Genomic DNA, 19,918 nt, shown 5'->3' on the forward strand with positions numbered 1-19,918 from the left:
TCACGGAATCAGCCGACAGCCCTCGCGCACGCCCAGCCAACTGGCGGTATGGGTGCGTCCCAGGCCGCTGGCCTTGACCCGTTTGTGCTCGGGGTCATCGACAAAATCGCTGATGGGCAGGTACTGCTTGACGTACCCCTGGCAATACGGCGCCGACTGACCGGCCACGTAGCGACAGGAACAATACTCCTTGGCAGTGTAGGCGCTGAGGATGTCGGGGAACGCCGACAAGGCAACCCGCTGCTGCCAGCCCCAACCCAGCAACAGGAGCAACATCAGGACCAGCAACCCCAGCAGCAGGCTGAGTAGCGGACGGCGCCGCACAAAATCACCGGTCATGGCAGCACCTGCGGTGGGAACGCGGCCTGGACGCGCTTGAGCAGTTCGTTGTGACGGTAACTGCCATCACGATCATCGGCATACCGCACGATCACCAGCTTCTCGCCAGGCAGCACGTACAGCGCCTGCCCCCAGTGGCCCAAGGCGGCGAAGCTGTCTGGCGGTGCATCGGGCCAGGGCCGCGGCGCGCCATCCACCGGGCGATTGAGCCACCAATGACCGCCCGGCACAGCGGCATCCTGATTAGCCTGGTAGTGGGCGAAGGGCTGGAGATTGAACGCGACCCAATCGGCAGGCAGCAACTGGCGCTCGCCCCAACGACCCTGGCGCTGCATCAGCAGACCGATGCGCGCCAAGTCGCGGGCAGTCATGTAGGCGTAGGAGGACGCGACAAAGGTGCCCGTGGCGTCGCGCTCCCACACGGCGCTGCGAATGCCCAGGGGTTCGAACAGCGCGGTCCAGGGATAGTCGGCGTAACGCTGCGCACCGAGGATGTTTTTCAGCGCCGCAGACAACAGGTTGCTGTCGCCGCTGGAATAACGAAAGTATTGCCCGGGTGCGCCGAATGCCGGGTGTGCGGCGGTGAAGCCCGCCATATCGGTATGCCCACGGGTATACAGCATGGCCACCACCGATGAGTTCAAGGGGGCGTACTCATAGTCTTCCTGCCAGTCCAACCCTGAGGCCCAGTGCAGCAGATCGGCGAAACTGATCCCGGGATGAGGCATCAAGGCAGGCAAGAACTTCGCCACCGGGTCCTGCAAGGAGAACCGACCTTCGCCATAGGCCACGCCCAGCACGGCGGCCATCAGGCTTTTGCTGACCGACCAGGTCAGGTGCGGGGTGTCGGCCGTGGTGCCGCCGGCGTAGCGCTCATAGACCAGTTGACCGTCACGGATCACCAGCAAGGCATCGGTGCGGATGCCCTTGCGGGTGGCCTCGTCACGGTTGGCAAAGGCATAGTCCTCCAGCGCCGCCAGCGCCGGGCCACTGCCGGGTGGACCGGGCGCCCATTGCTCGGCGGGCCAGTCCTGTGCAGTTACCGCGCAACTGCACAACAACATCAACAGCAGGAAAACGCCTTTGAACATGGGCTGTGGCTCGGCAGGAGAAACCTGCTGAGCCTAGTCCAGATAGGTGACAATTCTACAAGGCCCCAGCCAACGCCTTGGCCAACCGCTTGGCCCGTGCGCCAGCCGCCAGGTCGAGTACCGCGCGATCGCGCGTCCACAAGCCCGCCCACTGTGGCGGGCCATCGGCAAAAGCTTCATCCAGCGCACCCTGCAAACCCTCGAACTGGGCGAACAGGCCACCGAGCAGGACATGCCCGGCGCTGCTGTTGGGCGGCTGCCGGCTGACCTCGGCGCACCCGGCCAGCAGCGCCAGCAACTTCAGTTGCAGCGCTTGCGGCCAGTCACTGTCCTCGCCGACGCCATACAGCCAGGCGCATAGGGCACTGAGCACATACAGGTCTTCCAGGGTGCGGAAGGGTTTGACGTAGGCATCCCAGCCATCGCCGGCCAGCAGTTCACACAAGGCACCGTCGAGAAACAGCCGGCCGTGGCTGATGTCCGGCATCAAGGGGATGGCGGGCAGTTTCTCCAGGCGCACCCCCGGCTCACCGGGATACACCACCGCCAGGCTCAAGCGTGGGGACTGGCCCGGATCTTCGCTGCGTGCGGCAATCAGCAACCAGTCCGCCGCATCGCCAGCAGTGACGAAGTCCTTGCGCCCGCTCAGGCGCAGGTCGCTCAAGCGAGTTTGCATGTCCGCCGGGCGCAGGCTGCGCTGTTCGGTCGCACATAAAGCCCCCAGGCTCAGGGGTGCGCTGGGCCACAACATGCGCAAGGCAGCCTGGTAACCCACCAGAAATGCCCAGCCGGGGGTGGCCATCAAACGTGCACCGCGCACGGCCAGTTCGAACGGCGTTACCGCCCCCAAGGTTTCCAGCAATCGGGCGTAACCCTCGGCCAGGTCGGGGTTTGCGGGCAATCGTGTGCGGCAGTTCAGCAGGGCTTGCCAAGGCATATACGGCTCCTCAAGGGCTGTCATACAAGCATCACCAAAGCTTCATGGCGATGACACCGGGGCTACATAGCCTGACTTTGCACAACAAAGTCGATCGACTGCAACCCATGACGGGTGAGCAGCCAGTACGGAGATTCACCATGACCCAGATCGCCTGCATCCGCGACACCGGCACTGAACGCCGCCTGCAAGCCGAACGCCTGATCGGTGCCCAGGCCCTGCAACAAGCCCAGGCCCTGCGCTTCAATGTCTTTAGCGGAGAATTCAACGCCAAACTCAAAGGCGCGGAACTGGGTCTGGACATGGATGACTACGATGTTCACTGCAGCCACATTGGTGTGCGGGACCTGAACACCGGACGCTTGGTCGCGACCACCCGCCTGCTCGACCACACGGCGGCCAGCAGCCTGGGACGTTTCTACAGTGAGGAGGAGTTCAGCCTGCACGGCCTGGTGCACCTGCAAGGACCGATCCTGGAAATCGGCCGCACCTGCGTCGACCCGGCATACCGCAACGGCGGCACCATCGCCGTGCTGTGGGGGGAACTGGCCGAGGTCCTGAACCAGGGTGGCTACAGTTACCTGATGGGTTGCGCGAGCATTCCGATGCAGGACGGCGGGATCCAGGCCCACGCGATCATGCAGCGCCTGCGCGAACGTTACCTGTGCACCGAGCACCTGCGCGCCGAACCGAAAAAACCGCTGCCCAGTCTCGACATCCCGTCCAACGTGATTGCCGAAATGCCGCCGCTGTTCAAGGCCTACATGCGCCTGGGCGCGAAGATCTGCGGCGAGCCGTGCTGGGACGAAGACTTCCAGGTCGCCGATGTGTTCATCCTGCTCAAGCGCGATGAGCTCTGCCCGCGTTACGCCAAGCACTTCAAGGCGGCCGTGTAATGAGCCGCTTGCGGGTGTACGCACGGGTGACCAGGGTGTTGCTGGTGGTGGCGCTCGGCTTGAGCATGGCCTTGGTGTTTGGCCTGTTCGAGCGTCTGGGAGTGGCCAATTCGATGCTGCGGCGCCAACGCTGGTCGCGGTTTTTCATGAAGCGCTTGAGCCGCGCCCTGCCCTTTCGGGTGACGGTGCATGGGCAGTTGCCGCAACAGCCGATGCTCTGGGTCAGCAACCACGTGTCCTGGACCGACATTCCGTTGCTGGGCATGCTCACCCCGTTGTCGTTCCTGTCCAAGGCCGAAGTGCGCACCTGGCCGGTCGCCGGCTGGCTGGCGGCCAAGGCCGGCAGCCTGTTCATCCGCCGCGGCGCGGGCGACAGCCAACTGATCCGCAAGCAAATGAGCCGTCACCTGCACCAGCAACACCCGCTGCTGATGTTCCCCGAAGGCACCACCACCGATGGGCGCTCACTGCGCACCTTCCATGGCCGCCTGCTCTCGGCCGCGATCGACGCCGATGTTGCCCTGCAACCGGTGGCGATCCGTTACCTGCGCGACGGGCAGATCGACCCTCTGGCGCCCTTCATCGGCGATGACGACTTGCTATCGCACCTGATGCGCCTGTTCGCCAACGACCAGGGCGACGTCCACATCCACCTGCTCAAGCCCATAACCTGTCACGGCCAGGAGCGCGCCGCCCTGGCGTTTGCCGCCCAGCAAGCGGTGCACAACGCGTTGTTTGGTGACGTGGCACAACCGGCCCAACCAAGACCTGCGGGTGAGCTGATCGCGGCCTGAATCCAACGGCGGGGGAACCGGCTAGCGATATCAAGGCGTACGCAGGTGCTGCGCCGAAAACCGCTGCAGTTCTGGATAGAACAAACGAAAGTCCTCGCTCAGCGGTTCATACAAGCGCTCCAGCTCCTGCATCGCGGCGGCCAGTTCTTCGGGACGTGACAGGCGCCGCGAGATCCCCCGCAGCACCTGGTCGAGCACTGCAAAGTCGCGATACGAACCCAGCCAGTCATCCGCCGCCATGTAGGGTGCGATCTGCGCCAGCCGCCCCGGCAACTGCGGTTCGGCGGCGAGTACCCGGTACACGTCCGCAGTGAAGGCCGGCAATGACGAATCGGCATACAACGCCCAATCCCGGGCCAGGCAATGGTCGAAAAACACGTCGAGCACGATTCCGGCATAGCGCCGCCGGGTCAGGCTGAAACGCGACAACGCGACGTCCACCAAGCCATGACGGTCGGTAAACACATCGATTTGTCGATGCAGGGTGATGGCGTCCTCGACCTCCGCAGGAAACTGCCCTTGCAGCCGGCCTTTGACAAAATCGCCGTACAAACTGCCGAGCAATTGACCGGGACGCTGGCCACCGAGGTGAAGATGTGCGAGATAGTTCATAGCGCGTAGCTTAGCACCGCGCCACACATATCGTTATAACCCGATATACCGATCCAAGCTGACCTCAGATCAAAATCATATTGGTATATCGCGAAGTACCGATTTAAAGTTCGCCTTATCGCGATATAACGTTTTACCCAATTCGAGCACTGCCATGTCCACCATCGACCTCGACGAAATAATAAAAGCCCTGGCACACCCAGTACGGCGAGACATCCTCAACTGGCTGAAAGACCCCGCGACCCAGTTCCCCGATCAGGAGCACAGCACCGACTTCGGCGTCTGCTGCGGGCAAATCGATCAACGCTGCGGCCTGTCGCAATCGACTGTCTCTGCGCACCTGGCGACCCTGCACCGGGCCGGCCTGATCCGCAGCCAGAAAGTCGGCCAATGGCATTTCTATAAACGTAACGAGGAAACCATCCAGGCGTTCCTCGACACCTTAGGCAAAGAGCTCTGAGGAGCTCGACAAGGACTCCACCCATGCCCCTCTCGCTCCTCATCCTGGCCTTGAGCGCCTTCGCCATCGGCACCACCGAGTTCGTCATCATGGGCCTGCTGCCCGATGTGGCGGCCGACCTCGGTGTGTCGATTCCCGGCGCCGGCTGGCTGGTGACCGGTTACGCCCTCGGCGTGGCGATCGGTGCGCCGTTCATGGCCCTGGCCACCGCCAAACTGCCACGCAAGGCGGCGCTGGTAGCGTTGATGGGGATTTTCATCGTCGGCAACCTGCTGTGCGCCCTGGCCACCGACTACAACGTGCTGATGTTTGCCCGGGTGGTCACCGCCCTCTGCCACGGTGCGTTTTTCGGCATCGGCTCGGTGGTCGCGGCAGGCCTGGTGCCGGCCAACAAGCGTGCTTCGGCCGTAGCCTTGATGTTCACCGGCCTGACCCTGGCCAACGTGCTTGGCGTACCGCTAGGCACTGCGCTCGGCCAGCAAGCCGGCTGGCGCTCGACCTTCTGGGCGGTGACGGTGATCGGCGTGGTCGCCCTGATCGGCCTGATCCGCTTCCTGCCGGCCAAGCGCGATGAAGAAAAACTCGACATGCGCGCCGAACTGCGGGCTCTCAAGGGCGCTGGCATCTGGCTGTCCCTGAGCATGACCGCGCTGTTCGCCGCGTCGGTATTCACTCTGTTCACCTATGTCGCACCGCTACTGGGCGAAGTCACCGGCGTCTCGCCTCGCGGTGTGACCTGGACCCTGATGCTGATCGGCCTGGGCCTGACGGTCGGCAACATTATCGGCGGCAAGCTGGCAGACAAGGGCATGGCCGCCACGCTGATCGGCGTGTTCATCTCGATGGCCGTGATCTCCACGGTGCTGACCTGGACCAGCGTTGCGCTGATCCCCACCGAAATTACCCTGTTCCTCTGGGCTACGGCGTGTTTTGCCGCCGTGCCGGCCCTGCAAGTCAACGTGGTGACCTACGGCAAGGCCGCACCGAACCTGGTGTCGACCCTCAACATCGGTGCCTTCAACATCGGCAACGCCCTCGGCGCCTGGGTCGGCGGCAGCGTGATTACCCACGGTTTTGGCCTGACCAGCGTGCCACTCGCGGCCGCGGCACTGGCGGTACTCGCCTTGCTGGTGACCCTGATTACCTTCCGCCAGGGCGGCGACGCCGAACTGGCTCCTGCGACCAACTGATCTACCTGCGAGCGCTTTTACATGACGACTATTTTCGATCCAATCAAACTGGGCGACCTCGAGTTGGCCAACCGCATCATCATGGCCCCCTTGACCCGCTGCCGCGCGGACGAAGGTCGAGTGCCCAACGCCCTGATGGCCGAGTACTACGTACAGCGCGCCTCCGCCGGGCTGATCCTCAGCGAAGCCACTTCGGTCACGCCCTTGGGCGTCGGCTACCCGGACACCCCGGGCATCTGGTCCAACGATCAGGTGCGGGGCTGGAGCAACGTGACCAAGGCCATCCACGGCGCCGGCGGCAAGATTTTCCTGCAACTGTGGCACGTGGGCCGGATTTCCCACCCCTCCTACCTCAACGGTGAGGCACCGGTCGCACCAAGCGCCCTGCAGCCCAAAGGCCATGTCAGCCTGGTTCGCCCCCTCGCCGACTTCCCGACCCCGCGCGCCCTGGAAGTCGCCGAGATCGCCGACGTCGTCGACGCTTACCGGGTGGGCGCCGAAAACGCCAAGGCCGCAGGCTTTGATGGGGTCGAGATCCACGGAGCCAACGGCTACCTGCTCGACCAGTTCCTGCAAAGCAGCACCAACCAGCGCACCGACCATTACGGTGGCTCGCTGGAAAACCGCGCGCGCCTGCTGCTGGAAGTGACCGACGCCGCGATTGAAGTCTGGGGCCCCGGCCGCGTAGGTGTGCACCTGTCTCCCCGTGCCGACCTGCATGACATGGGCGACGACAACCTGGCCGAAACCTTCACCTACGTGGCACGTGAACTGGGCAAGCGCGGTATCGCGTTCATCTGCTCGCGGGAAAAAGAAGCCGGCGACAGCCTCGGGCCACAGCTCAAGGCCGCCTTCGGTGGCCCGTACATCGTCAACGAGCGTTTCACCAAGGACAGCGCCAACGCCTGGCTGGCCAGCGGCAAGGCCGATGCAGTAGCGTTCGGCGTGCCGTTCATTGCCAACCCAGACCTGCCTGCTCGCCTGAAAGCCGATGCACCACTCAACGAGGCACGTCCGGAACTGTTCTACGCCAAGGGTCCGGTCGGCTACATCGACTACCCAACGCTGTAAGCCGTCAGCCAAAATGAAAAAACCCCGGTTCGAACCGGGGTTTTTTCATTCTGGGGTTTCTTCAGCGTTTGCGCTGGCCAAAGGCGACCGCCAGGCCGCTCAGGCAAATGACCGCGATCCCGACGATGGCGTAGCTGTCCGGGGTATGGTCGAAGATCAGGTAGCCGTACATCCCGGCGAACAGAATCTGCCCATAGCTGAACGGCGCCAGCATTGCCGGCGCCGCATGCCGGAAGGCCTGGGTCAGCAGCATGTGGCCCAGCATGCCGCAGGTGCCCAGGCCAATCATGAACACAGCATGCGGCCAGCTCGGCGTGCTCCAGAAAAACGGCAGCAACGCGCTCATGATCAGGCTGTTGATGATGCCGGTGAGAAAGTTGCTGGTGGTCGGACTGTCGATGCCGGTGAGCTTGCGGGTCAGTAACTGGTAAAAGCCGAAACACAGCGCCGAGCACAGCGGCAGGACGATGGTCGGGGTAAACAGTGCCCCGCCCGGGCGGATCACGATCAGCACCCCGGCAAAACCGCCGAGCACCGCCAGCCACTGGCGGCGGGTCACGTGCTCGCCCAACAACGGTACCGACAGCGCGGTCACCAGCAACGGTGCGAGGAAGTTCACGGCAGTGGCTTCGGCCAACGGGATGTAGCGCAACCCGGTGGTGAAAAACAGACTGGTGCCGATCAGACACATCGCCCGCAAAAACTGCAGCCCGGGACGCTTGGTGCGCACCACCGCGGAAAAACCGCTGCGCGGGACAAACACCATCAGCATCAACAGGGTGTGCACCACGTAGCGCGCCCACACCACCATGACTATTGGATAAAAACCGGAGAGGTACTTGGATAGGGTGTCATGGCTGGCGAACAACAGCACAGCCAGGCAAATCAGGAGAATGCCCTTGACGGGTTGTTCGGCGGTCTTGAACAACGGGTGGCTCGCACTCATTCACACACTCGACACAATTTCCCTACAAAATACGTAGCCCGCTATGTATCAAGCAGGCGAATGTCCGTATATAAAAGCACCCCATCGCCAAAAGGCGAATGCAGTCGGGACAGTGTTCACCTTAAGTGTTGACACAGGCAGACTCAATTACGCATGTTGTCCGGCAGCCGCAGGCTGGGACTCAGGCGGAGCATTTCCAGCCCGGTGTCGACCCAGCGTTCGGCTTCCAGGTGCAGCTCAAAGCTTTCGGGGGCCAGCAGCCATTGATAAAGCATGCCATCGATGTAGGCATGGATGCTCACCGCCGCACGCTCGGTATCGAGGTTTCCGGCAACTGTCCACGATTCACTGCATTACGCAATGCCAGCGCGATACGCATGTTGCAATCCAGACTGACCGTGCGACGTTGTTGGCGCAGATCACACATTTCATCTGTGAACTCACACTTGTGAAACAGAATCTCATTGATGCGGCGGGTCTTCGGATCCAAGGCAACTTGATGAAACAAATGAATCAGCAGCTTGCGCATGCAGCCCAGCGGATCTTCTTCGTCTGCACTTTCGCTCGCCCGCGCCATCTCATCCAACGGCTCGCGCAGACTGTCGAGCATGGCCTGGACCAGGTCGGCCTTGTTGCTGAAATGCCAATAGATAGCACCACGAGTCACCCCGGCCAGGGTGGCGATGTCCGCCAACGTAGTGCGCGCCACGCCCCGCTCGTAAAAGGCTTGCTCAGCGGCTTCGAGTATCTGGTTGCGGGTTTCTTGCGCTTCCTCTTTAGTGCGACGAACCATGGCAGTAAAACCTCAATCAGGAATGCTTCAGCGATGCCTGAACATCTTCTGAACAAATGTGGGGATCACCTCTTACGGGCTTGGTCCCCGGCCTACAATTCACACCTTGAAACAGCTCTGGTAACCGGGTGTGTACGCGGTCAAAGGTGTTTACAAACAACCATGAACGTAAGTATATTCCTTAGCAAGCTACTTATCCACTCACCGCGACTTTTTCATCTTTCCACTTTTCTAGTGCGCATTGTGCGCGCCTGACCCGAGGATCTTCATGCAATTCAAGCCAGCTGTTACCGCTCTGGTCACTGCCGTCGCCCTGGCATCGCTGCTCAGCGGATGTAAAAAGGAAGAGGCGGCCCCTGCTGCACACGCCCCTCAGGTCGGCGTCGTTACCCTGCAAACCCAAGCCTTTACCCTGACCTCCGAACTGCCGGGCCGCACCACGGCCTACCGCATCGCGGAAGTTCGCCCACAGGTCAACGGCATCATCCTCAAGCGCCTGTTCAAAGAAGGTGCCGAGGTCAAGGAAGGCCAGCAGCTCTACCAGATCGATCCGTCGGTCTACCAGGCCACCTTGAAAAGCGCCGAAGCCAATCTGCAATCGACCAAATCGATTTCCGATCGCTACAAACAACTGGTCACCGAACAAGCCGTAAGCCGCCAGGAATACGACACTGCCCTGGCCAACCGCCTGCAATCGGAAGCCTCGCTGCAGACCGCCCAGATCAATGTGCGCTACACCAAGGTACTGGCGCCGCTGACCGGTCGTATCGGGCGCTCCAACGTCACCGAAGGTGCCCTGGTAAACAATGGCCAGGTCGACGCCATGGCCGTGATCCAGCAACTGGACCCGATCTACGTCGATGTGACGCAATCCTCGGTGGAACTGCTGGAATTGCGCCGTGAGCTGGAAAGCGGTCGCCTGCAGAAAGCCGGTGATAACGCCGCGATGGTCAAGCTGACCCTCGAGGACGGCAGTGAGTACAAGCGACAGGGCAAGCTGGAGTTCTCCGAAGTCTCGGTCGATGAAGCCACCGGTTCCGTGACCTTGCGCGCAGTATTCCCCAACCCTGATCACACCCTGCTGCCAGGCATGTTCGTTCACGCCCAACTGCAAGCCGGGGTCAACGCCGCCGCCATCCTGGCGCCGCAACAAGGCGTGACCCGTGACCTCAAGGGATCGCCAACAGCGCTGGTCGTAGGCCCTGACAACAAGGTCGAACTGCGCCAGCTCAAGGCCAGCCGCACCGTGGGCAGCCAATGGCTGATCGAAGACGGCCTCAAGGCTGGCGATCGCCTGATCACCGAAGGCCTGCAGTACGTCAAGCCCGGCGTTGAAGTCCAAGTCAGCGAAGCGACCAACGTAGCCGCGAAAAACCCGGCCCCTGCACAGGCAACAGACAAAGCTGCAGGCGGCAAAGGGGAGTAAACCATGTCGAAATTTTTTATCGACCGTCCGATTTTCGCCTGGGTAATTGCCCTGGTGATCATGCTGGTCGGGGCTCTATCGATCCTCAAGCTGCCCATCAACCAATACCCGAGCATCGCCCCACCGGCGATCGCCATCTCTGTGACCTACCCAGGTGCTTCTGCACAGACCGTGCAGGACACCGTGGTCCAGGTGATCGAGCAACAGCTCAACGGTATCGACAACCTGCGTTATGTGTCCTCGGAAAGTAACTCCGACGGCACCATGACCATCACCGCGACCTTCGAGCAAGGCACCAACTCCGACACCGCCCAAGTCCAGGTGCAGAACAAGCTGAACCTGGCCACCCCGCTGCTGCCTCAAGAAGTGCAGCAACAGGGGATCCGCGTCACCAAGGCCGTGAAGAACTTCCTGCTGGTGATCGGTGTGGTGTCGCGTGACGGCAGCATGACCAAGGACGACCTGTCCAACTACATCGTGTCCAACATGCAGGACCCGATTTCCCGGACCGCCGGCGTCGGCGACTTCCAGGTGTTCGGTGCCCAGTACGCCATGCGCATCTGGCTGGACCCGGCCAAGTTGAACAACTTCAACCTGACTCCGGTGGACGTCAAGGCCGCCGTTGCGGCACAAAACGTCCAGGTCTCGTCCGGTCAGCTCGGCGGCTTGCCTGCCCTGCCCGGCACCCAGCTGAACGCCACGATCATCGGCAAGACCCGCCTGCAGACTGCCGAGCAGTTCAAGGAAATCCTGCTCAAGGTCAACAAGGACGGCTCCCAGGTTCGCCTCAAGGATGTCGCCGATGTCGCCCTGGGTGGTGAGAACTACAGTATCAACGCCCAGTTCAACGGCGCACCGGCCTCCGGCCTTGCGGTGAAACTGGCTACCGGCGCCAACGCGCTGGATACTGCCAAAGCCTTGCGCACCACCATCGAAAGCCTCAAGCCGTTCTTCCCTGAAGGCATGGAAGTGGTCTTCCCGTACGACACCACCCCGGTGGTGACCGAATCGATCAAGGGCGTAGTACACACCCTGGTCGAAGCGATCGTGCTGGTGTTCCTGGTGATGTTCCTGTTCCTGCAAAACTTCCGCGCCACCGTCATCACCACCATGACCGTGCCGGTGGTATTGCTGGGTACATTCGGCATCCTCGCGGCGTTCGGGTTCAGCATCAACACCCTGACCATGTTCGGTATGGTCCTGGCCATCGGCTTGCTGGTGGACGATGCCATCGTCGTGGTGGAAAACGTCGAACGGGTGATGAGCGAAGAAGGCCTGTCGCCCAAGGAAGCCACCAAGAAGTCCATGGGCCAGATCCAGGGCGCACTGGTGGGTATTGCCCTGGTACTGTCGGCGGTACTGCTGCCGATGGCGTTCTTCAGCGGCTCTACCGGGGTGATCTACAAGCAGTTCTCGATCACCATCGTCTCGGCCATGGCCCTCTCGGTACTGGTCGCCCTGATCTTTACCCCGGCGCTCTGCGCCACCATGCTCAAGGCCATTCCCAAGGGCGAGCACGGCACGCCCAAGCGTGGTTTCTTTGGCTGGTTCAACCGCAATTTCGATCGCGGCGTACGCAGCTACGAGCGTGGCGTGGGCAACATCCTCACGCACAAGGCGCCGTACCTGCTGGCCTACCTGATCATCATCGTTGGCATGATCTGGCTGTTCACCCGCATCCCGACCGCATTCCTCCCGGAAGAAGACCAGGGCGTACTGTTCGCCCAGGTCCAGACCCCGGCGGGTTCCAGTGCCCAGCGCACCCAGGTGGTGGTCGATGAAATGCGTGAATACCTCCTGCGCTCCGGTAAGGATGGCGGTGAAGGTGATGCGGTTGCCTCGGTGTTCACGGTCAACGGCTTCAACTTTGCCGGCCGTGGCCAGAGCTCGGGTATGGCATTCATCATGCTCAAGCCGTGGGACGAGCGTAACGCCGACAACAGCGTGTTCAAGGTCGCAGAACGGGCCCAGCAGCACTTCTTCACGTTCCGTGATGCCATGGTGTTCGCCTTCGCCCCGCCAGCGGTACTGGAGTTGGGTAACGCCACTGGTTTCGACGTGTTCCTGCAGGACCGCGCCGGTATCGGCCACGAGAAGCTGATGGAGGCCCGCAACCAGTTCCTCGGCATGGCGGCACAGAGCAAGGTGCTGTCCCAGGTGCGTCCTAACGGCCTGAACGACGAACCGCAGTTCCAACTGGAACTCGATGACGAGAAAGCCAGCGCCTTGGGCGTAACGCTGACCGACATCAACAACACCCTGTCGATTGCCCTGGGTAGTAGCTACGTCAACGACTTCATCGACCGCGGTCGAGTGAAGAAGGTCTACATTCAGGGCGTGCCGGGTTCGCGGATGACCCCTGAAGACCTGAAGAAGTGGTACGTGCGCAACAGCCAGGGAACCATGGTGCCGTTCTCGGCCTTCGCCAAGGGCACCTGGATCTACGGCTCGCCGAAGCTGGCGCGTTACAACGGCGTGGAAGCCATGGAAATCCTCGGTGCTCCGGCCCCGGGCTATTCCACCGGTGAAGCCATGGCTGAAGTCGAAGCCCTGGCCAAGAAGCTGCCGGCGGGGGTGGGTATCTCCTGGACTGGCCTGTCCTATGAGGAACGCCTGTCGGGTTCCCAGGCGCCTGCCCTGTACGCCCTGTCGTTGCTGATGGTGTTCCTGTGTCTTGCGGCGTTGTACGAAAGCTGGTCGATTCCGATCGCGGTGATGTTGGTGGTGCCGCTGGGGATCATCGGTGCCCTGCTCGCCACCAGCCTGCGCGGCCTGTCCAACGACGTGTACTTCCAGGTAGGCCTGTTGACGACCATCGGTCTGGCGGCGAAAAACGCCATTCTGATTGTCGAATTCGCCAAGGAATTGCATGAACAGGGACGCACCCTGCGCGACGCCGCGATCGAGGCCTGCCGGATGCGTCTGCGACCGATCATCATGACCTCGCTCGCGTTCGTCCTGGGTGTGGTGCCACTGGCCATTTCCACCGGCGCCGGTTCGGGCAGCCAGCACGCCATCGGTACCGGGGTGATCGGCGGTATGATCACCGCTACCGTACTGGCCGTGTTCTGGGTACCCCTGTTCTTTGTCACCGTGTCGTCCATGGGGCAGCGCAAGAATGCCAAGCCGGATGACGCCACCGAAACTCCTAAAGAGGCTGGCCAATGAGCAAGTCGCTACTCTCCCTAGCCGTCGCCGCGTTCGTGCTCGGTGGCTGCTCGCTGATACCCGATTATCAGCAGCCCGAGGCCCCTGTGGCCGGGCAGTACCCGCAAGGGCCGGCTTACTCGCCGGCCCAGGCGCCGAACCAGGCCGCCGCCGAGCAAGGCTGGAAGCAGTTTTTTCATGACCCGGCCCTGCAGCAACTGATCCAGACCGCGCTGGAAAACAACCGTGACCTGCGCGTCGCGGCGCTGAACATCGACGCCTATGCGGCCCAGTACCGCATTTCCCGCGCCGACCTGTTCCCCGCCGTTTCGGCCAATGGCAGCGGCAGCCGCCAGCGCCTGCCGGCGGATGCCTCGCAGACCGGCGAATCCTCGATCAGCAGCTCCTACTCGGCGACCCTGGGCGTCAGCGCCTATGAGCTCGACCTGTTCGGGCGTATTCGCAGCCTCAACGAGCAAGCGCTGCAGAACTACTTCGCCACCGAAGAAGCGCGGCGCAGCACCCAGCTCAGCCTGGTGGCCAACGTGGCCAACGCCTACCTGACCTGGCAGGCCGACAAGGAACTGCTGAAGCTGACGCAGGACACCCTCGCCACCTTCGAAGAAAGCTACCGCCTCACCGCGCGCAGCAACGAAGTCGGCGTGGCCTCGGCGTTGGACCTGAGCCAGTCGCGTACCTCGGTGGAAAACGCCAAGGTGCAACTGGCCAAGTACACCCGCCTGGTCGCCCAGGACGAGAACAGCCTGACCCTGCTGCTGGGTACTGGCTTGCCTGCCAACCTGACCGCCGCCAAGCCATTGGCTGACGACCTGCTCAGCGAAGTGCCGGCCGGCCTGCCTTCGGACCTGCTGCAACGACGTCCGGATATCCTGGCCGCCGAGCACAACCTCAAGGCTGCCAACGCCAATATCGGCGCGGCGCGGGCTGCGTTCTTCCCGAGCATCAGCCTGACGGCCAATGCCGGCACGCTCAGCCCGGACCTGTCCGGCCTGTTCAAGGGCGGTTCGGGGACCTGGTTGTTCCAGCCCCAGATCAACCTGCCGATCTTCAACGCCGGCGCCCTGAGTGCCAGCCTGGATTACTCGAAAATCCAGAAAGACATCACTGTTGCGCAGTATGAGAAGTCGATCCAGACCGCCTTCCAGGAAGTCTCCGACGGCCTCGCCGCACGCCAGACCTTCAACCAACAGTTGCAGGCCCAGAGTGACTTCGTCCAGGCCAACCAGGATTACTACCGCCTGGCCGAGCGTCGCTATCGCATTGGTGTCGACAGCAACCTGACCTTCCTCGACGCCCAGCGTCAGTTGTTCAGCGCGCAGCAATCGCTGATCACCGATCGCCTGTCGCAACTGGTCAGCGAAGTGAACCTGTACAAGGCCCTGGGTGGCGGCTGGAACGCCCAGACCGCGAAGAATGAGCCCGTGCCAGAAGTCGCACCGAAGCTGAAGATGTTCTGATCAGCCCGATGCGCACCAGGCTGATCCCTGGGCCTCACGAAAATCCGCAATCCCCTCAAGGATTGCGGATTTTTTTATGCCTGTTGCACGGCTCGCCTCAGATCCGTGCCAGCGCCTGGGCCAGGTCGGCGCGCAGGTCTTCGACCGCTTCCACCCCAACCGACAAACGCACCAGCCCGTCGCCTATCCCCAGTTCTGCCCGAGTCGCAGGTGGAATGGTGGCGTGGGTCATGATTGCCGGATGCTCGATCAGGCTTTCCACTCCTCCCAGGCTCTCGGCCAGGGCAAAGATCTGCACCGCCTCGAGAAACCGCCGGGCACCGGCCAGGTCGCTGTTCAAGTCCAGGGCAATCATCCCGCCGAAGCCGCGCATCTGGCGCTGCGCCAATTCGTGCTGGGGGTGTGACGGCAGGCCGGGATAATAGACCCGCGCCACCTGCGGCTGGCGCTCCAGCCACTGGGCAAGATCCAGCGCGTTGCTGCAGTGGCGCTCCATACGCAAGGCCAGGGTCTTGACCCCGCGCAAGGTGAGGAAGGCGTCGAACGGCCCGGCAATCGCGCCCACCGCGTTTTGCAGGAAACCCAGGCGCTCGGCCAGCTCAGCGTTGTGCCCAACCACCGCTATGCCGCCGATCACATCGGAATGGCCGTTGAGGTACTTGGTGGTGGAGTGCAGCACGATATCGAACCCCAGCTCCAGCGGGCGCTGCGTCCACGGGCTGGCAAAGGTGTTGTCGGCGACACTGATTATCCCCCGCGCACGGCAAATCCGCGCGATGGCGCTGAGGTCGGTCAGGCGCAGCAAGGGATTGCTCGGCGTCTCGACCATGACCATCCGCGTGTCGTCCTGCAGCGCCGCTTCGAAAGCTGCCAGGTCGGTCAGGTCGACGAAACTGAAACGATGCCCGGCGCTGCGTTGGCGCACTTTGTCGAACAGGCGGAAGGTGCCCCCGTACAGGTCGTTGCCGGAGACAATGTGCGCACCGGCATCCAGCAGCTCGAGCACCGTGGAAATAGTTGCCAGCCCGGAGGCAAAGGCAAATGCCTGGGTACCGCCCTCGAGGTCGGCCACGCAGCGCTCCAGGGCAAACCGGGTGGGATTGTGCGAACGGCCGTAGTCGAAACCCTTGTGCACGCCGGGACTCTGCTGCAAATACGTGGAGTTGGCGTAGATCGGCGGCATCAGCGCTCCAGTCGTCGGGTCCGGCACTTGCCCGGCATGGATCACCCGGGTGGCGAAATCCTGGGGCGCGGCGGTTTTATCCTGATGACTCATGCAAGGGATCTCCGTAGATGATTGAGCAGGTCGACTCGGGTAATCAGGCCATGGAAGCCTGAAGCGTCGGCGATGATCGCCACCAACCCGCGGTCGAGCTCGGCCTGCAGCTCGGCCAGGCTGGCGGCGGCCGGCAAGGTATGCAGTTGCTTGGTCATGGCCGAGGCCACCGTCATGCGCAAGTGCGCAGCGTCCTGGTGCACACCCAGCAACACATCCGATTCGTCGAGTACGCCCACCAGGCGCTGGCCATCGACCAGCACCGGCAATTGCGACACATCCGCCAGGCGCATGCGCTGGAAAGCGGTCAGCAGCGTGTCGTCGGGGCCGACGCTGATCACCCGGCCGTCCTCGAAACGCCGGGCGATCAGGTCCCGCAGGTCGCCGTAGCGCTTGCGCTGCAACAAGCCCTGATCGGTCATCCACTGGTCGTTGTAGACCTTGGACAAGTAGCGGGTGCCGGTATCGCAGACAAAACTGACCACCCGCTTGGGCTCAGTCTGCTCACGACAGTAGCGCAAGGCCGCCGCCAGCAGCGTGCCGGTGGAGGATCCGCCGAGAATGCCTTCGGCGCGCAGTAACTGGCGGGCATGTTCGAAGCTTTCTTCATCGCTGATCGAATAGGCCTGGCGCACGCTGGACAGGTCGGCGATGGACGGGATGAAGTCCTCGCCGATGCCCTCCACCGCCCACGAGCCGGGGGTGCCAAGGGTACCGCTGCGGCTGTATTCGGCCATCACCGAACCAACAGGATCGGCCAGCACCATGGCCAGGTCCGGCTGTACTCGGCGGAAGAAGCGGGTCAACCCGGTCAGGGTACCGGCCGAGCCGACGCCGACGACGATGGCGTCCAGGTCATGCTGGGTCTGCGCCCAGATCTCCGGCGCGGTGCTGCACTCATGGGCCAGCGGGTTGGCGGGGTTGTTGAACTGGTCGGCAAAAAACGCCTCGGGGATTTCCTGCGCCAGCCGCGCGGCGACGTCCTGGTAGTACTCTGGATGCCCCTTGCCGACATCGGAGCGGGTGATGTGCACCTCGGCCCCCATGGCCTTGAGGTGCAGCACCTTCTCGGTGGACATCTTGTCCGGCACCACCAGCACCACCCGATAACCCTTGGCACGGCCCACCAGGGCCAGGCCCAGGCCCGTATTGCCAGCCGTGGCCTCGACGATGGTGCCACCCGGACGCAGGCGGCCATCGCGCTCGGCGGCGTCGATCATCGCCAGGCCGATGCGGTCCTTGATCGAACCACCGGGGTTCTGTGACTCAAGCTTGAGGAACAGGGTGCAGGGGCCGGTATCAAAGCGGCTGATCTGCACCAGCGGGGTATTACCAATCAGTTCAAGTACGGCAGGACGGGAGTTGTCTGGCATGTCTTCACCTCGTGGCGCGAATCCGCACTGGATGGACAACCGCTGCGACCAGGCCTGGCCCTCATGGGCAGGCCTGCCTCGCATGGACCATAGGCCCGGATCGCTGCCATCGCAAGCCTGCGCAGCTGACCGGCACCTCACACGCTTGCCCCGCCTCTTTCAACCCACCTTGGTGCGGTACAATTGCCCGGCCTGCTGAACCCTTGGAAGCGCCGGCACTCTTAGACAGGCTGCCCCTAAAGCAGTGAACGTTAAGGCGCCAACCGCAGCTCCTCCCCCGACCCCGTCCCGGCCACCTCGCCCCCATGAAAATCTTCTTCACCTTTGTCGCTGTACTCGCGCTGGCACTCGGCCTTGGCGGCTGTATCGGCCCACCGATCGCCCTGACACCCCAGACCGAGCAACGCTTGGCAGCCTCCCCGCCGATCCGCTTCCTGCTCACTTTCGACGATGGCCCCAGCGCCTCCGGCTGGGCCAATCCGAGCCGGGCGGTACTTGAGGTGCTGGCCAACAACCCGATTCAGCCAGGCATCAAGGCGGTGTTTTTTGTCCAGACTCGCGTGCCACGGGCCGGCGGCAGTGAACGGGGGCGCAAAACCATACTGCGTGAACACGCGGCTGGCCACATCCTGGGCTTCCACACCGCCACGCCGTGGCACAGCAATCATCGCTCTCTTGATCCGCAAGTACTCGAACAGTCGCTCACCTGGGGCACCGACGACATCACCGTGATCACCGGCGCAGCACCAAGCCTGGTGCGCCCGCCTTTCTGGAGCTACGACGCGCGCACCTTCGCCGCCTATCAACGGCATGGCTTGCAGGTGTTGTTGACTGACTTGAGCGCCAATGACGGCAAAGTGTGGGGGATCACCGCCAGTCCACGTCGGCGCGCCAACCTGCTCAGGCAGCTGTCAGAAACCCGCGAGCGGATCGCCAAGGGCGAGTTGCCGACCGTTGATGGCGTGATTCCGGTGGTGGTGACGTTTCACGACCTCAATCGCTATACCGCCCGGCACATGCAGGAGTACCTGCAGATTCTGCTCGACAGTGCCGAGCAAACCCACGTGCCCTTGGCGGCCAAACCGTTCTATGAAGACTCGGCCGCCTTGCAGCGCGCAGCCATGGCCCGCACCCTGCGCGATGCCAATGACCCCGCGCGATTGCCCGGGGCGTGGAACTGGATCTGGGGCCGCGACAAGCACTGAATGCGCCGCAGGTTCCAGCGCCTCAGATGGCCCGCAGGAAGTTCAGCACACAGTGGCTGAACGCATCGCCTGCCTGCACGTTGGACAGGTGCGCAGCATAGAACTCGGCATAGTGCGCACCTGCCACCCGCTGCTCGATGAAGTGTCCACCGGCCGGCGACGTGACCGCATCTTCAGTGCCGGCGATCACCAGCGTCGGCACCTGGATCGCCGTCAGTTGCTCACGCAAATCTGCATCCCGTACCGCTGCGCAATTGGCCGCATAACCTTGTGGCGACGTCGCGGCCAGCATGTCAGTGATCCGCTTGGTCGCCGCCGGATTGGTCGCGGCGAAATCCGCGGTGAACCAGCGCGCAATGGAGGCATCGCCCAGGGCCACCATCGCCGCCGCGCCATCGCGCAGGACCATTTCAATGCGCGGGTCCCAGATGGCCGGCTCACCAATCTTCGCCGCGGTGTTGCACACCACCAGTGACAACAGGCGCTCGCTGGCATTGATCGCCAGCCACTGGCCGATCAAGCCACCCATCGACAAACCGCAGAAATGCGCGCGCTCGATCTGCAAGGCGTCCAGCAGGGCCAGCACGTCACGGCCCAGTTGCTCGATGCTGTAAGGCCCAGGCGTCACCAGCGAACGACCATGCCCACGGGTGTCGAAACGTAATACCCGAAAATGCTCGGCAAATAACGGGATCTGCCCATCCCACATGTGCAGGTCAGTGCCCAGTGAGTTGGACAGCACCAGCACCGGGGCGTGTTCGGGTCCGTCGAGTTGGTAGTGCAGTTCGCCGTCGGCCAGTTGTACAAATGCCACAGTTTTCTCCTTGAGACCGCCAGGGCCAGGTGTGCGGACAGCGCGCGCCCGATTCAGACGCGCGCTGGCC

Annotated in this window: 17 protein-coding genes and 1 pseudogene; 9 read left to right on the forward strand and 9 right to left on the reverse strand. The window is 62.8% G+C overall.

What is annotated here, in order from left to right:
* Genes ACIOVD_RS12335 through ACIOVD_RS12345 form a run of 3 tightly spaced genes read right to left on the reverse strand, consistent with a single transcriptional unit; the run spans position 1 to position 2,367 of the window.
* Entirely contained in the window at positions 1-339 is a 339-nt protein-coding gene (locus ACIOVD_RS12335; protein ID WP_401127932.1) for an amidase, read from the reverse strand.
* Complete coding sequence (locus ACIOVD_RS12340) at positions 336-1,430, reverse strand: serine hydrolase domain-containing protein (protein ID WP_401127934.1); 1,095 nt, start codon at positions 1,428-1,430, stop codon at positions 336-338. The genes ACIOVD_RS12335 and ACIOVD_RS12340 overlap by 4 nt, the downstream gene beginning before the upstream one ends.
* A gap of 55 nt (positions 1,431-1,485) precedes the next feature.
* Positions 1,486-2,367 (reverse strand): acyl-CoA dehydrogenase, encoded by an 882-nt coding sequence (locus tag ACIOVD_RS12345; RefSeq protein WP_159994147.1) that lies wholly within the window; start codon positions 2,365-2,367, stop codon positions 1,486-1,488.
* A gap of 140 nt (positions 2,368-2,507) precedes the next feature.
* Here ACIOVD_RS12345 and olsB point away from each other — a divergent pair, with 140 nt between their 5' ends.
* Entirely contained in the window at positions 2,508-3,263 is a 756-nt protein-coding gene (gene olsB, locus ACIOVD_RS12350) for an L-ornithine N(alpha)-acyltransferase (RefSeq protein ID WP_401127936.1), read from the forward strand.
* Positions 3,263-4,057 carry a lysophospholipid acyltransferase family protein gene (locus ACIOVD_RS12355; protein ID WP_159994145.1) on the forward strand — a complete coding sequence of 265 codons (795 nt, stop codon included), beginning with the start codon at positions 3,263-3,265 and terminating at the stop codon, positions 4,055-4,057. The genes olsB and ACIOVD_RS12355 overlap by 1 nt, the downstream gene beginning before the upstream one ends.
* Positions 4,058-4,087: 30 nt before the next feature.
* Here ACIOVD_RS12355 and ACIOVD_RS12360 read toward each other — a convergent pair whose 3' ends face one another.
* Positions 4,088-4,669, reverse strand: a complete 582-nt coding sequence (locus ACIOVD_RS12360; protein WP_095167045.1) for an ACP phosphodiesterase — start codon at positions 4,667-4,669, stop codon at positions 4,088-4,090.
* A gap of 154 nt (positions 4,670-4,823) precedes the next feature.
* Between ACIOVD_RS12360 and ACIOVD_RS12365 the strand changes: the two genes are divergently transcribed.
* Genes ACIOVD_RS12365 through ACIOVD_RS12375 form a run of 3 tightly spaced genes read left to right on the forward strand, consistent with a single transcriptional unit; the run spans position 4,824 to position 7,390 of the window.
* A complete protein-coding gene (locus ACIOVD_RS12365) occupies positions 4,824-5,129 on the forward strand; it encodes a helix-turn-helix transcriptional regulator (RefSeq protein WP_095167043.1) in 306 nt (101 codons plus the stop codon).
* A 23-nt stretch (positions 5,130-5,152) separates the two neighbouring features.
* Positions 5,153-6,319 carry an MFS transporter gene (locus ACIOVD_RS12370; RefSeq protein ID WP_401127939.1) on the forward strand — a complete coding sequence of 389 codons (1,167 nt, stop codon included), beginning with the start codon at positions 5,153-5,155 and terminating at the stop codon, positions 6,317-6,319.
* A gap of 21 nt (positions 6,320-6,340) precedes the next feature.
* Complete coding sequence (locus ACIOVD_RS12375) at positions 6,341-7,390, forward strand: alkene reductase (RefSeq protein ID WP_401127941.1); 1,050 nt, start codon at positions 6,341-6,343, stop codon at positions 7,388-7,390.
* 61 nt (positions 7,391-7,451) lie between these two features.
* Here ACIOVD_RS12375 and ACIOVD_RS12380 read toward each other — a convergent pair whose 3' ends face one another.
* Positions 7,452-8,336: a DMT family transporter gene (locus ACIOVD_RS12380; protein ID WP_159994141.1), complete on the reverse strand. Its 885-nt coding sequence runs from the start codon at positions 8,334-8,336 to the stop codon at positions 7,452-7,454.
* A 143-nt stretch (positions 8,337-8,479) separates the two neighbouring features.
* Positions 8,480-9,129: pseudogene (gene emhR, locus ACIOVD_RS12385) on the reverse strand (efflux system transcriptional repressor EmhR).
* A 268-nt stretch (positions 9,130-9,397) separates the two neighbouring features.
* On the opposite strand from emhR, the gene emhA reads away from it, so the two are divergent.
* Genes emhA through adeC form a run of 3 tightly spaced genes read left to right on the forward strand, consistent with a single transcriptional unit; the run spans position 9,398 to position 15,180 of the window.
* On the forward strand, positions 9,398-10,555 hold the full coding sequence (emhA, locus tag ACIOVD_RS12390; RefSeq protein ID WP_095167032.1) for an efflux RND transporter periplasmic adaptor subunit EmhA: 1,158 nt from the start codon (positions 9,398-9,400) through the stop codon (positions 10,553-10,555).
* A gap of 3 nt (positions 10,556-10,558) precedes the next feature.
* Positions 10,559-13,723 carry an efflux RND transporter permease subunit EmhB gene (gene emhB / locus ACIOVD_RS12395; RefSeq protein ID WP_095167030.1) on the forward strand — a complete coding sequence of 1,055 codons (3,165 nt, stop codon included), beginning with the start codon at positions 10,559-10,561 and terminating at the stop codon, positions 13,721-13,723.
* Positions 13,720-15,180 carry an AdeC/AdeK/OprM family multidrug efflux complex outer membrane factor gene (gene adeC, locus ACIOVD_RS12400; protein WP_095167028.1) on the forward strand — a complete coding sequence of 487 codons (1,461 nt, stop codon included), beginning with the start codon at positions 13,720-13,722 and terminating at the stop codon, positions 15,178-15,180. Before emhB ends, adeC begins: the two co-directional genes overlap by 4 nt.
* 97 nt (positions 15,181-15,277) lie before the next feature.
* Here the strand turns inward: adeC and ACIOVD_RS12405 are convergent, their stop codons facing one another.
* The gene (locus tag ACIOVD_RS12405) at positions 15,278-16,456 is read right to left on the reverse strand and encodes a PLP-dependent aspartate aminotransferase family protein (protein WP_095167026.1); all 1,179 of its coding nucleotides are present in this window, start codon (positions 16,454-16,456) and stop codon (positions 15,278-15,280) included.
* Positions 16,453-17,829, reverse strand: coding sequence for a pyridoxal-phosphate dependent enzyme (locus ACIOVD_RS12410; RefSeq protein ID WP_401127944.1), 1,377 nt, complete (start codon positions 17,827-17,829; stop codon positions 16,453-16,455). Before ACIOVD_RS12410 ends, ACIOVD_RS12405 begins: the two co-directional genes overlap by 4 nt.
* A gap of 305 nt (positions 17,830-18,134) precedes the next feature.
* Here ACIOVD_RS12410 and ACIOVD_RS12415 point away from each other — a divergent pair, with 305 nt between their 5' ends.
* The gene (locus tag ACIOVD_RS12415) at positions 18,135-19,034 is read left to right on the forward strand and encodes a polysaccharide deacetylase family protein (protein WP_401127946.1); all 900 of its coding nucleotides are present in this window, start codon (positions 18,135-18,137) and stop codon (positions 19,032-19,034) included.
* A 22-nt stretch (positions 19,035-19,056) separates the two neighbouring features.
* Here the strand turns inward: ACIOVD_RS12415 and pcaD are convergent, their stop codons facing one another.
* A complete protein-coding gene (gene pcaD / locus ACIOVD_RS12420; protein WP_401127948.1) occupies positions 19,057-19,848 on the reverse strand; it encodes a 3-oxoadipate enol-lactonase in 792 nt (263 codons plus the stop codon).
* Between the last annotated feature and the right edge of the window lie 70 nt (positions 19,849-19,918).

Origin of the sequence: Pseudomonas sp. NPDC087626, from assembly GCF_044743405.1 — a bacterium.
GTDB lineage: Bacteria > Pseudomonadota > Gammaproteobacteria > Pseudomonadales > Pseudomonadaceae > Aquipseudomonas.

What these genes read in the sequence shown, in the direction of transcription:
- ACIOVD_RS12355 (WP_159994145.1), top strand. Translation starts at nt 3,263, where the DNA reads ATGAGCCGCTTGCGGGTGTACGCACGGGTGACCAGGGTGTTGCTGGTG.
- emhB (WP_095167030.1), top strand. Translation starts at nt 10,559, where the DNA reads ATGTCGAAATTTTTTATCGACCGTCCGATTTTCGCCTGGGTAATTGCC.
- ACIOVD_RS12335 (WP_401127932.1), bottom strand. Translation starts at nt 339, where the DNA reads ATGACCGGTGATTTTGTGCGGCGCCGTCCGCTACTCAGCCTGCTGCTG.
- ACIOVD_RS12340 (WP_401127934.1), bottom strand. Translation starts at nt 1,430, where the DNA reads ATGTTCAAAGGCGTTTTCCTGCTGTTGATGTTGTTGTGCAGTTGCGCG.
- ACIOVD_RS12345 (WP_159994147.1), bottom strand. Translation starts at nt 2,367, where the DNA reads ATGCCTTGGCAAGCCCTGCTGAACTGCCGCACACGATTGCCCGCAAAC.
- ACIOVD_RS12415 (WP_401127946.1), top strand. Translation starts at nt 18,135, where the DNA reads ATGAAAATCTTCTTCACCTTTGTCGCTGTACTCGCGCTGGCACTCGGC.
- emhA (WP_095167032.1), top strand. Translation starts at nt 9,398, where the DNA reads ATGCAATTCAAGCCAGCTGTTACCGCTCTGGTCACTGCCGTCGCCCTG.
- adeC (WP_095167028.1), top strand. Translation starts at nt 13,720, where the DNA reads ATGAGCAAGTCGCTACTCTCCCTAGCCGTCGCCGCGTTCGTGCTCGGT.
- olsB (WP_401127936.1), top strand. Translation starts at nt 2,508, where the DNA reads ATGACCCAGATCGCCTGCATCCGCGACACCGGCACTGAACGCCGCCTG.
- ACIOVD_RS12380 (WP_159994141.1), bottom strand. Translation starts at nt 8,336, where the DNA reads ATGAGTGCGAGCCACCCGTTGTTCAAGACCGCCGAACAACCCGTCAAG.
- ACIOVD_RS12375 (WP_401127941.1), top strand. Translation starts at nt 6,341, where the DNA reads ATGACGACTATTTTCGATCCAATCAAACTGGGCGACCTCGAGTTGGCC.
- ACIOVD_RS12405 (WP_095167026.1), bottom strand. Translation starts at nt 16,456, where the DNA reads ATGAGTCATCAGGATAAAACCGCCGCGCCCCAGGATTTCGCCACCCGG.
- ACIOVD_RS12365 (WP_095167043.1), top strand. Translation starts at nt 4,824, where the DNA reads ATGTCCACCATCGACCTCGACGAAATAATAAAAGCCCTGGCACACCCA.
- ACIOVD_RS12410 (WP_401127944.1), bottom strand. Translation starts at nt 17,829, where the DNA reads ATGCCAGACAACTCCCGTCCTGCCGTACTTGAACTGATTGGTAATACC.
- ACIOVD_RS12360 (WP_095167045.1), bottom strand. Translation starts at nt 4,669, where the DNA reads ATGAACTATCTCGCACATCTTCACCTCGGTGGCCAGCGTCCCGGTCAA.
- ACIOVD_RS12370 (WP_401127939.1), top strand. Translation starts at nt 5,153, where the DNA reads ATGCCCCTCTCGCTCCTCATCCTGGCCTTGAGCGCCTTCGCCATCGGC.